Annotated in this window: 5 protein-coding genes and 1 pseudogene; 2 read left to right on the forward strand and 4 right to left on the reverse strand. The window is 33.9% G+C overall.

What is annotated here, in order from left to right; translation table 11 throughout:
- A partial coding sequence (mfd, locus tag F6K22_RS13745; protein WP_293098429.1) for a transcription-repair coupling factor occupies positions 1 to 2,734 on the reverse strand: 2,734 nt, incomplete at its 3' end.
- Positions 2,735 to 4,993: 2,259 nt separating this feature from the next.
- Here mfd and F6K22_RS13750 point away from each other — a divergent pair.
- Complete coding sequence (locus tag F6K22_RS13750) at positions 4,994 to 6,202, forward strand: alginate O-acetyltransferase AlgX-related protein (RefSeq protein ID WP_293098432.1); 1,209 nt, start codon at positions 4,994 to 4,996, stop codon at positions 6,200 to 6,202.
- A gap of 393 nt (positions 6,203 to 6,595) precedes the next feature.
- Here the strand turns inward: F6K22_RS13750 and F6K22_RS13755 are convergent, their stop codons facing one another.
- Both F6K22_RS13755 and F6K22_RS13760 read right to left on the reverse strand, forming a co-directional pair.
- On the reverse strand, positions 6,596 to 6,751 hold the full coding sequence (locus F6K22_RS13755; protein ID WP_293098435.1) for a hypothetical protein: 156 nt from the start codon (positions 6,749 to 6,751) through the stop codon (positions 6,596 to 6,598).
- A 486-nt stretch (positions 6,752 to 7,237) separates the two neighbouring features.
- Positions 7,238 to 9,064 (reverse strand): hypothetical protein, encoded by a 1,827-nt coding sequence (locus tag F6K22_RS13760; protein ID WP_293098439.1) that lies wholly within the window; start codon positions 9,062 to 9,064, stop codon positions 7,238 to 7,240.
- A 1,205-nt stretch (positions 9,065 to 10,269) separates the two neighbouring features.
- On the opposite strand from F6K22_RS13760, the gene F6K22_RS13765 reads away from it, so the two are divergent.
- Complete coding sequence (locus F6K22_RS13765; RefSeq protein ID WP_293098441.1) at positions 10,270 to 11,346, forward strand: hypothetical protein; 1,077 nt, start codon at positions 10,270 to 10,272, stop codon at positions 11,344 to 11,346.
- Between the two features lie 732 nt (positions 11,347 to 12,078).
- Here the strand turns inward: F6K22_RS13765 and F6K22_RS13770 are convergent.
- A pseudogene (locus tag F6K22_RS13770) lies at positions 12,079 to 12,989 on the reverse strand (hypothetical protein); the annotation flags it as partial.

Below are 12,989 nucleotides of genomic sequence, written 5' to 3' on the forward strand. Positions count from 1 at the left end.
ACGCATGAGCTTGCACTCCGGCACGACCTACCCTTCCCCGCAACTGATACAACTGCGACAATCCAAACTTTTGAGCATCTTCTATTAATATAGTGTTAACGCGGGGAATATCCAAACCAGATTCAATAATTGTGGTACAAACTAAAATGTCAGCTTCCCCCGCACTAAATGTCAGCATAATTGACTCCAACTCTGCTGCATCCATTTGCCCGTGACCGATATTAATTCTGGCTCCGGGAATCATTTCCCGCAATTTTCCTGCCAATTCTTCTATACCTTCAATGCGCGGTACCACATAAAATACTTGCCCACCCCGATTTAATTCTTGGCGAATCGCAGTGCGCGCTGTTTCTAGATCGTATGGTGCAAGATGAGTTTTAATAGGGCGACGCAAAGGGGGTGGAGTCGTAATCAAACTCATTTCCCGAATTCCCGAAAGCGCCATATATAATGTTCGCGGAATTGGAGTTGCAGTCAATGTCAACACATCTACCTGAGCTTTGAGCGCCTTAATTTTTTCCTTCTGGTTAACGCCAAACCTTTGTTCCTCATCCACTACCAACAACCCCAACTGCCGAAACTGGATCGTCTTACTTAAAATAGAGTGAGTACCGACAATAATATCTAATTCCCCTGTTGCTAACCGACGTTGAATTTCTTTTTTTTCATTGGTAGTACGGAAGCGGTTGAGTAAACCTATTTCTATGGGGTAGGGAGCAAAACGTTCTTTGAGAGTGTGATAATGTTGTTGAGTTAAAACTGTCGTAGGTGCGAGAAATGCTACTTGTTTATTTGCTGTGACTGCTTTGAAAATTGCCCGGATGGCAACTTCTGTTTTGCCGAAACCAACATCACCGCAAACCAGGCGATCCATTGCTCGTTCACTTTCCATATCCCGTTTCACATCTTGGGTTGCTTTCAACTGGTCGGGGGTTGGTTTGTAGGGAAACGAATCTTCCATTTCTCCTTGCCACGGGGTGTCAGTAGGAAAACTATAACCTGTTTGTTGAGCGCGTTGAGCATAAAGTTTCAGCAGGTCAACAGCTAATTTTTTGATTGACTTACGAACTTTATTTTTGGTACTTTCCCAGGTTTTGCCAGTCAGTTTGTTGAGTTGGGGTTTTTTCTTATCAGTATTTCTCAACCGCGACAGGGAACTCAGTTGGTCGGCGGCAACTCTGAGCAAACCGTCAGCATATTGAATTGTCAGATAGTCGCGAGTTTCGTTATTTAGAGTCAGACTTTCTAATTTCACGAACTTACCGATACCATGTTGGCGGTGAACTACATAATCTCCGGGGCGAAGTTTGTTGGGATCTACTTGTTTGGAAGTAGCTTGACGGCGTTTGCGAATATAGGTGGGAGTTGCGAGGGTGTGTTGTCCGTAAAATTCTCTATCGGTGATGACTGCTAACCGGAATGTGGGCAAAATAAATCCTTCTAATTCTGCTAAACCACTATATTTGAGACCAACGGGAGTATATTGGGTTTGCAGTCTGTCAATGGCGGGGTAGTCGTGGGGGTTGGGAATAAACTGAGCGGCGCAGTCATGTTCCTGGAGTAGAGAGACGGAGCGCGACGGTTGAGCGGAAATTAGGAAAATGGAATGTTTACGCTCCCTTTGCTGGCGCAAATTTTCTGCCAGTTTTGCGTATTGATGCGGCATCACTGGTAAGGGACGACTAGCAAGGTTGAGGGTGTAGGGAACGGAAGCGGTAATATCGCTCTTGGTTTCTTTGGCAAGTTCGGATAAATATAGTCTGGGAAAAAGTTCGACTTCTGCTAGGGAGTCGGCAAATGTACGATGAATTTTTGGTAATGGTGAGGATGCTTCGTCGTTGTTGAGTTGTTGCCAGTGTTCTTCTACCAGTTCAAACCAGCGATCGCCATGAGCAGCACATTGATCTGGTTCATCTATCGCAATGAGAGTATTTTCTGGCAGATAGTCTAATAGGGAAGCAAATGTTGAGTCGGTCATTGACTCTAAGTTTCCTAACCCCCACTGACTAAAATTTCTAGGTGTTAAGACTATTTGGGGAATTTTGTCAAGGGAACGTTGGGTGGAAGGGTCAAATTCCCGAATTTTTTCCAATTCGTCCCCAAACCATTCTAGGCGTACTGGTAATTCTGAGGCGACGGGAAATACATCTATAATATCGCCCCGACGACTCCACTGCCCCTCAGTTTCCACTAATGGCACTCGTTCGTATCCCATCTGGGCAAGTTTTTCATCGAAGATTTTGGAGTTACTGGTAATGCCAGGGGCGAGGGTTAGACAGTAGGGTTGAAATTCTTTAACTGTAGGTAGGTGAGGTTGGAGCGATCGCTCTGTTGCTACCACGGCCATTTTTGCTTTATTGTTACTGTTGCCGTTGCTAGTTGAATTTTCTGGCGCATTCTCACTCACTAAGTCTGCCAATACCTGCATTTGTCCCCAAATCATTTCTTCTGAGTAGGAGGGTTCGTAAGGGAATGCTTCTGAAGTAGGGTAAAAGTGAACTGTTGGCCATCCTATTGCTTCTAATTGTGCTGCCCACCGTCCCGCCTCTTCTAATGTTGCAGTGACAATGAGTAAATTTTGCTGTTGTTGTTGGGCGAGGGTGGATGTGACTAAACCTTTGGGTAAACGGGGTGCGCCGTTTAGTTGTAGAGATTGATATTGTTGAAGTTTATTAAGGAGTTCGGTTGTGAGAGGCGATCGACCAAGTAGTTTAATAATAGATGATAATGTCATAAGATTTTGAGTAAAAAGGACTGAAAGTTAATTTTATTCTACAATTCTTTTTATAGGGGTGAATTTTGTAAGATTATTTATTAGACCTCTCGGAAAAGAAGGAGTAGGGGTAGGGAGTAGGGAGAAAAAATTGATGATTTTTGCGTATGGGATTGATTTGATTTTTGATGATCACGCCTATGTCTATTAGAAGTAATACTATGTTAGGAAAGTCTACAAAATAATCATTGCAGGATAAAAGTTATTAAATGCTAAATACTCACTTCCAGAAATATATTTACAGAAGTTTCCTACTCTCTGGAAGTAAATATATTGATTGTTTTAGGCAGTAGGGAGTGAGGAGTAGGGAGTAGAAGAAAGAACAAGCAAAAAATATTTACCTCGTCAGTCATACCACATTATCTACTCTATAAATAAATAGAGAATTAAGCCATAGGAAAGTTTTTGGTAGTTTGGCATAAGAGATTGAATTTATTAGGAAATATAAAAAGGAGATAGGGAACACTTAACTGGGAATAGGGAAGAGGAAATTAAGACAACTATTTGTCACTTAAAAATCTAGGAATATATCTGCCGAACACCTCTGGTATCTACCAGATTTCAAAGAATTGAAATACTACTGCTTTTAGATTTTAGTCACTACGCATCTCTCTTAAGACTTGTTTAGCAATCCTCTGCACAATTGTAATATTTTTTTGTAGGGGTGAGGAGCGAATCGCCCGTACAGGAGTCAGAATTTTGAAGGTTTTTCATCAATCTTAACTATTATAAAAATTCTCACAAATTATTTAGGATTGCTATTTTACCGAAAAATTCAGGTATAAAGCCTTCTATTTCAAGAGAAAAAGCGGTCGTTTGCCGAGCATGACCTAGGATGGGATGGCGAGGTCTCCTCGCTTGCCTCCAATCTCCCCTTGAGAGCGGTCGCTCTTTGGAGCATGACCTAGGATGAGATGGATGGGTTACCTAACCATATCCAATCTCCCCTTGAAAAGAAAAAAAATTCCTTTTAGGCAATCCTATCTGTTATCAGAAAAGGTAATTATTAATTATTAATTATTAATTATTAATCGTTGACAAACAATCTCTAACTTATCCCTATTTTGATTAGCCAATAATTTCTATATAAGTAGTATTTAATCAAAAGGTAATAGTTTTAGATATTCTAATTAATATAGCAATTTTGACCAAGGGTGAGATACAAAAGTTTTGGATTTTAGGGAATGGAAGATAGGGAATAGGGAATAAAAAAATACTTTACCTCGTGCTTTATAAGAACTGCTATTCCCAAATTTATCCCTCTTGGTGAGGTACGCAAGTTTTGGATTTTAGGGAATAGGGAAAACTAGAAAAGGGAATATACAGGAGGATAAAAATACTCTATATTATAAGGTTTCATAGAAGTAAAAAGTCAAAAGTAATATTTTCTGGACTCGAAATATTGGTAGTCCTGCATAGTAATTTCAGGAAATGATTTCACATCTAAAGTTTGAAACTATTTGTGACATCTTTAAAGTGAATTAGTATCATTAATATGAGAATCACTATTCTCGCATTTATCAAGTTAGTAAGGTAAAGTTATTTTTATTCTTAACTGTTTCCTGTTCCTTAAAACTTATAGCACTACGCATTAAGGCTCTTGACATTTCTAAACCCTGAAACCTTTTAACCGTTTACTATTCCCTCCATACCTATTCCCTATTCCCGATTCAAGTAGCGCTATAGAATTTTTACCTCACCAGTAAGAAAAAAGAATCCTACAAAAAGGAAAGCTATAAATTTTTTTATAGAAGAAGGTTATAGAATTGTATAAACTACCTATGTAAGCATTCAGCTATTATCAGCTCTCAGTTTTTTTATGAATTAAGTAAGGATTTCTTGAGGAATAAATATTTTCTTATCTAAACAAGTTGAATTGCCTAAGCTCCCTATCATGTGAGTTCTTAAAAAAAATCTCGATTTGATTGAATTCCCATACCTTAAGAAAATTTCTATTCACTGAATAGCTCTTATATTTCTTATTTATTCTTTCTTCTTCCTTCTTCCTTACAAGTTCAATTACCTCAGCTCCCTATCATGTGAGTTCTTAAAAAAAATCTCGATTTGATTGAATTCCCATACCTTAAGAAAATTTCTATTCACTGAATAGCTCTTATATTTCTTATTTATTCTTTCTAATTCCTGATTCCTTACTAATACTACTTGTAAGAATTTTTTTGCCAAATGATATTATTTTAGATTCAAAACCGAGTTGTCATCATGCTATCAAAGTATCTCAAATTCATTAACTCAAAAAAAATAAATACATTTCTGTTATTAACATTTACCTGGATAATTATACCTCTGTTATTGGTAGAAATTTTGATGATTGTTTTTGAACCATACCTATTTAAAGGGCTATATCAATATGACCCAGATTTAGGCTTTCGAGTGCGACCTTATATTAATGGTAATAATCGATTTGGCTTCAACGACCGAGATTATCCTTTAGAAAAAAATCAAAATAAATTTCGTCTCCTAGTTGTCAGTGACTCCTTTAATTGGGCGGGTGGAAAAGAGGGAAATTATACAGCTTTGTTGGAGAAAAAATTTGATAATTATTACGGTAAAAGTCAGGTAGAAGTAATTAATGTTGGCTATCCAGGAACTCATACTGGGGAACAATTAGCTATGTTGAAAAAGTACGGATTACAATACAATCCAGACTTAGTAATATTAGGCTTTTTTGCTGGTAATGATTTTCGGGATGCTGACCCAGAAAGGAAACGAATTATTGTCAATGGTATATATATAGATATAGATAAAAAAGACGAGTTAATTCTTTTTGGTTATCCGATTATTGGTAAGTCTAGATTACTAATGTTTTTACAGCAAAAATATAAAGTTTACCAAGAATTACAAAAGGCTAAACAGGATTCTGCCAAGATGCTAAGTAGTTCTCTAGTTGCTAGTTTAAATTTAGCCTCAGCTCCAATTGTTGAAAGGGAAAAATCTCCAGGAATTTTATCTAAGAAAGCTTTTCTACGGGTAGAAAAAAGTCGGCTTAAGTTTTGCAAGATTAAGGATTTGCTTGAAGGTAAGCGGGATAAGAATATCAACTATATTTTTCAGAGTATTCTAGATATGCAAAAATTACTAAAATCTCGGAATATTGAATTTGTAGTAGCTATTTATCCTGACGAATATCAAGTTAATGATGAGTTATTAAATGAAATTTTTGCCGAGTACGACGATCTAAAACGAGAGTCTTATAATTTGACTTGTCAACAAGAAATTTTGAGCAAATTTTTAGCAGCTAATAACATTCCTTATATAGATATGTTGGATAGATTTAAAATAGAACAAAATAACCATCCTCTATACTTACTAAGGGAACCCCATTGGAATCGTGCTGGAAATTTATTAGCTGCTGATATTTTGTTCGATTATTTAGTTAAAGATATAGATGAATTTTTTGGAGATAATTAATGTAGTAGGAGTTTGTTCATTAATGGATAATTACCTCTCCCTAAAACGGGTTGGATTGACGCGGAGCGTGAAAATTTTTTCTGATCAAGGGGAGATTGGATATGACGTTTAGCGTTCCGCACAACGCGCGTTAACGCTGCGCCACATGAAAAGCGTTAGGGTTAGCGAGAGCTACCGTAGCAAGAGGCAGCTCCTCTGCAAGAGGCAGCTCCTCTGCAAGAGGCAGCGGCTCTGAAAGAGCGGGAGACCTCGCCATCCCATCCTAAGGTCATGCTCCGTAAACGACCGCTTGTTTCTCACGGCGAGTGAGAGGCTTTAAACCTTAATTATTCGGTAAGCAAACCCATACTGAAATTAGATCGGGAAGAATTTTAAGGTTTAAATTTCCCTTCTTTATTTTTCATTTTTGATTAACTCTAAAATTTCCTCCCGCGATAAATTAAGCAATTGAATTAGTATTTGAGCATATTCATCAGCAGACAAATTTAATAAAGTTTCTACAACTTCTAATAACCCTTGGTCGAGTTCGCCAAATCGAGTTTTTAGCAAGCTTTCCAGTACAATCTTTCCTTCTTCTTGACAGCCTTCTACTAACCAAGAATTAATAATTATTAATTATTCGGTAAAATGATTACAAAAGTGTTAGTAAATTATCTGCCAACCTAGAGGGTAAAAATCAAACTATCCCTCCGGCACAAAAAACGACTTATTATAGTTATCAAACTATTTTTAGTCAATTAGCATCTTTCAGAGGAGCTTCGCTAACAACTATGAGTTATTAACTGATTATTAAATTGAAGGAGGAATTGTCTTCAAGAACTGAAATATGAATAAAATTTGAGCCTATAAAACCTTACTTTTGACTTTTGAATTTTAAGTTTTAACTTCCGTGAAAAGGAGAATTAAAAGTTATAAATTAAATTTGAGTCTATAAAATATTACTTTTGACTTTTGACTTTTAATTTCCGTATTCTGTTTTGCTTATTGCTGCAAGTCACTCTAAAAAAACAATAACTTCAGCAAAAAACTAAGAACCTAATTAAAGGTTGGCTGATTAAGAAACAAAACAGTAAGATTTTCACCATTCTTATTAACTACATAAGTACCGGGGATTTGATAAAATTTAGTTGTTTTTGTATCTAATCCCCAAGCCTTGACATTAATATTTCCTTGGGGAAACATATGAGTAGATAATACTTTTTGCCATCCCGATCTAAAGTATTTTTGACTCTTAAATTCTTTCACAAGATTAGGTCTTGATATTGTCCCATCTGCCACAGCAGAAACAATAGGTTCACCTTGCCAATTATCATAACTGATAACTATTGCATCTACAGGTAAATTTGTATCAGTAAATATTGCCCAACCAGTTGCTAATAAGTTATTACCCCCAATAAATTCTAGCTTTTCAAAAGTACCTTCTACTTGTCTACTGTTACTCGTATCTACTAAGTCTGGAATGCGATTAGTTGCAATTAAGCCAGGTTCTAAAAAACTTATTTCTGTTAGGTAATGCGCCCGTTGTTTGATGGACTCAAAATAGTAAGAGTCAATTAGATTTTGACATTTATCGTGGGTAAAATCTATAAGTAGTAAACACCCTTTATATTTTAAATAATTTTGCCTCCATGTTCTCATTTGGTCTACGCTATAAGTAAAGTTGTGTAGCTGGAGAACAGTTATTATGCCAATAAACCAGCAAATAATTTTCGAGAATAAACTTCTATTAATGACAAAAGAATATTTTTTAATAGCATCTTCTCCTACAATAATCGTTAGATGAATTATGGAGATAATAATGTAGGTTGAAAATGTTGTATATCTTGATGAAAGAGACTGTTCTATACCAAGTGTTACTCTACCAAAAGATGTAACTAAGGCACTAATAACTGTATATGAACCAAGCATAATCCAGCCAATAGTTTTATGCCGCAATTCATAGTGTTTAATATGCCATATTACATAAGAACATAAACCAATAAATAGAATAATAATTATTGCACCAAGAATAATTGAATTATTGATGGGTTGTATACTACTACCAACTCCTAGAGAGCTACCTAAAAATGCTAGAAAATATTGGAAGGTTTGATATGGATATTGAAGTGATTCTAATGGACTAGGATGAGATAATGGCTTTTGATAATCATGGAAGTAAAAGGTTATATTGGCGATAAATCCAATTATCCAAAGTAAATATAAAATTATGTTTTTCCTGATGTCTGACCAAAATTTTAGTTGTACTAAAACTAGCACTGGTAAGACTATTACCCAGGCTAATAGACCATTAGCATAAGAAAAAGTGCTGATGGTTGATAAGACCATACAAATAAAAATTTTGGCTAGATTATTTAGTCTTGAATAAGCAATTAATATACAGGAAGTAATGCAGACTATAGGAGTAAAAACAACTATCTGAATACCCCACAACCAATTTTCATATTGAACAGCAGAAAAGATAAATATATTAGATACTAATGCTATAGTTAGACTTTTGATCTGGGAGCCACCTATTGTTAATCTATTTAAGAGATAAATATTTACAGAAACTATCCAGGCAAGTAAAAATGTGACTAACATTTCATATTTAATATTCCATTTAGTGAGAAATGCTAGGGCTAGAAAAATTAGTCTAGGAAAAAATTTTCTACTTTCATTATGTTGTGCTATTAAATCATTGAAAGATAGAGTTCCTTGATTAAATTTTTCAAAGATATCAGAGATTTGCCATTGGTCTTGAATTGGCACATTTACACTATATTTCAGAATTAGAACTCCTAAAACTATAGCTGGTATTATTGCTAGACATAAAGTGATGCCTAAAATTAACTTATAATTTAATTCATAATTATTTTTTTGCATATTTTTGTTGTAGATTATATTGGGAAAATTTGTCTTATATCATATTCGGTTGAATAGTTATAAATAATAGATATAGCTTTCATAATTTTCATGCCAGAATGTTCCGCAAACAGCTAGCTTCCTGAGGGACTAACTGCCTTATCAGCTCAAGTCAAAACTATTAGTTGTCAAGGATTTCAATTTGATCAATGTCCTAACACTTTTTTGTAGTTTTATAAGACGGAAAAGGGGGGCGAGTAGAGGCAATTTATTAATTGCTTCTACAAGAAGATTATATTTATAACTGATTATCCGAATAGGATATTAATTATACGGCAAATTTTATTGGTTAAATTAATTTATCAAATTTAATTAATATCATATATATCTACTTTATGATTGTCAATTATAGCAATCCTCTTAGATTTATGTAAATAAATATTTTAAGGAAAATGGAACAGAGGAAAATATCGAGATTTAGCCTAAATTATGAAATTTTTACAAATGATTTTGTGAGTAATTTTATGCCCATATATCGAAACTATATTTATAGATATTTTTATATTAATTAAGACAGCAATTAGCCCTAATATTAAGATTGCTATAAGTAGGTCGGTGTTGAAAATTATCGTTATGAAAAGGCAGGAGGCAGAGGGCATAATACAGAAGGGAAGAGAGTTTTGGGCAAATTTACTTTTCGTTAAATACTTCTGTTTTTTTGCACCGTTCTACTTAGGAAAAGTAATTGTAAGCATTCAGTGGTCAGCTAGCCTCCTGTGGAGGAACTACGTTAACAGGTTTATTATCTTGAAAGGAGGAAAAAGCAATTGAGATATTTCAGGAGAATTAAAAGTATTGGAAAAAAATTGCCTTAAAGTTAGCAGTGCATATTCATTAGATATCTCCATAAAATAAATTTCCTCTTGATTTAGTATAAGTTAGAGTTGTAAAAATTACTGAATAAATCATTTTCCATATCTTTTCGGTAAAAAGCTGTTCCCTACTTTGATAAAAAGTCTATATCTTTTTCACACCTATGTCTATTATTTATAAAACACCTAAAAGCTGACCACTAATAGTTGAATGCTTACCAAATAATTCTGTCTATCTACTTAAAAAGCTAATAATTGACAGTTATATGTTATATTAACCTCTTACTGATTAATAATCTAAATTCACTTTGCTTCAACTAAGCAAAAAGATTCATCTCGCAAAATTAAAGCTTAATGATGAAAAAGATTTTTTCTCTAGTCCGTCAAACAGTAATTATTTCCTTAATAACATTTGGTTTGACAGAAATTGCATTCAGAATTTATCACAAAATTAATCCTTCATTTATGTTTTACGACCCCTCATCTTATAATCGCTGGCGAGGAAAACCATTTTCTACAGATTATGGTTTTCAGTTAAATTCTAGGGGATTTAAAGATGTTGAATTTACCAAACAAAAAGCAGAGGGTACATATAGAATTATTGGCATAGGTGATTCTTTTGCTTATAGTGGCGTACCTTATAAACACAACTTTTTAACTCTATTGGAGTCTAAACTTAATCAGGGTAGTCAGCAACCTATAGAATTAATTAATATGGGAATAATTGCGATTGGACCGAAAGATTATTTATCTCTATTTGTTAATGAAGGATTAGAGTTAAATCCTGATATGCTTTTGCTATCTTTTTATATTGGTAATGACTTTTCTGATAACTATAAATCACAACAAGATAGGAGGTTACTTAAAGTTCAAGATTCTTACGTTTTATCTTTCTTTGATTTTCTGATTAAGGTGAATAGTAAATTTGAAGGCAACCTCTATCATCATGGCATTGAATATCGAGAAGATTTGCCTACTGTACCAGATGACTTTCATCTACAAGAGGCAAAAAAGAGAAGTTATATTTTTATCAAAAATCAGGAAAAAACAGATTTTTCAGAACATTTTGATGATGCTTTTAGCGACTTATTAAAAATCAAAGAAATTTGCGATCGCCAAAATATTACTTTAGTCGTAGTCTTAATGCCTGATGAGGTACAAGTAATTAAAAATTTAAGGGATAAAGTAGTTGCTAGTTACAATTTTTCTCCAGAAAAATTTGATTTCCGACAACCCAATAAATTACTATCTCAAAAAATGGATAAATATTATATTTATCATCTTGATCTTTTGGAAGAATTTGTGACTTTAGGTACTCAAACTGCTCTGTACAAACCTAACGATATTCATTGGAATATTGCTGGCAATAGATTAGCAGCAGAAGTAATAGATAAGTATCTGTATCAGCAATTTTTTTCAGTAGATAAATAAATTTATCGGACTTCAAAGTAATTATCTTTCCAAACTTGATTTGATATTTATCAGATCATGTCTGTTTGAATACCTATGAATAAATGTTGTAGGAAATAGAGATGACTAGGAACAGGTAGATATTTAGGATATTTTTGATTGAAAAAGAATAACATTTTTATTATGGCTAATTCATGAGACCCGATCTGACTAGAGAACAGGGGAAAAATATACTTACATACTTAAGCATTATAGATATACAGACTATTCCATGTAAGTGTGGTACAGTGATTATAGTAGATTGGCTCAATAAAAATAAAACCTTACTTCCATACTTAAAAAACTATTTAAAAAGCTAGTGCTACTGTACTTTATAAATCACTGAATAGACTGTAAAAATAATTTTGTTTACCTACTTAACCTCAGCCTAAAATTTACAATTAATTTTGCTTTACTACTTTAAGGTAGAAAAAACTCCTATATTCTCTAAATTTGTTCACCTACTTACTACAACGTTTTGCGACTCAATAAAGTACAGTAACAAAAGTAAACAAACAAATTTATAAGATAAACTTGTACCACATTAAGTTGCAAAGTGGTGTACTTTCACTATTGAACTATTGAACTGGATTAACTGGACATGATATTACATACTAATTATCATAAATAAAGTTAATTTTCAAGAGGAGGAGTCAGGAGTCAGAATGGTTTTGGAATTGAGTTGTTACATTCTATTTTGCATTTAATAAGTGCCTACCTACTTATAATTTTATTTTGAGTCTTATCCCTGATTTCCTTTTTTTGTTGTTTCTTGCCCAGGAAGTTGAAAATTGAATTAGCTACAAATTCAGACAAAATATTTTCTCCAACTTCAGTATAATGGCAACAACTATCTATATAAACTATTTCTTTGGCATCATCTAAAATTTTCACACCATTCAAAAAATTCACCCCATTCTGTTTTAAATCATCTATCTTACTAAAAAGCACTGGATATCCTAACTCTGTTGCTTCTCTAAAAGGACTATCAGAATCAAAAGCAATTTTCTTTTCTGCTTCACTGTATATTCTATTAGTAGGATAATATTGATTTGGTTGTAAAATATGAAAATATAAAATGTTATTATTGGCTGCAATTTGTTGCATCATTATTGAGGCTTTTTTCCAATGTTCAGCCATAGTTTCATATAATTCTGATTCTTCTAGTTCTGGGTTTTGTGCATAGAAATAAACAATACTAGCCTCTGTTTCTCCAGCAGCTTGTTGGGCTGCTTTTTTTCTTTCCTTATCAAAAATTTTGACATTTTTGCGATAGGTTGTTGCTAGATTTTGCACATAGATTGATGTTAGAGCATAACAGTAAGCTACTTGACATTTTTCTAAGGTTTCTAAAGCATCTTTTAATTTATTCTTACTATCATTAATTTTTAACATAGCTTTAATAGATTTTGTGGAGAGACTATTATTAGCTATATTAGTTAATGGTACTACATGGTTGGTACTTGGCATCATAATATCAATATTATTTTTGTTGTTTGCTTTTGCCAAAATTACCTCATTAAACCCATCTATATTGATCAGCATATCAAATTCTTGACCGATGGAAAGAAAGTAGTTTAATAATATTAGTTGTTGTGGTTGCTTATAGCCTCCTGTTGCAAAAG

The organism is Okeania sp. SIO2F4 (assembly GCF_010672385.1).
In the GTDB taxonomy this organism is placed as follows: Bacteria; Cyanobacteriota; Cyanobacteriia; order Cyanobacteriales; family Microcoleaceae; genus Trichodesmium.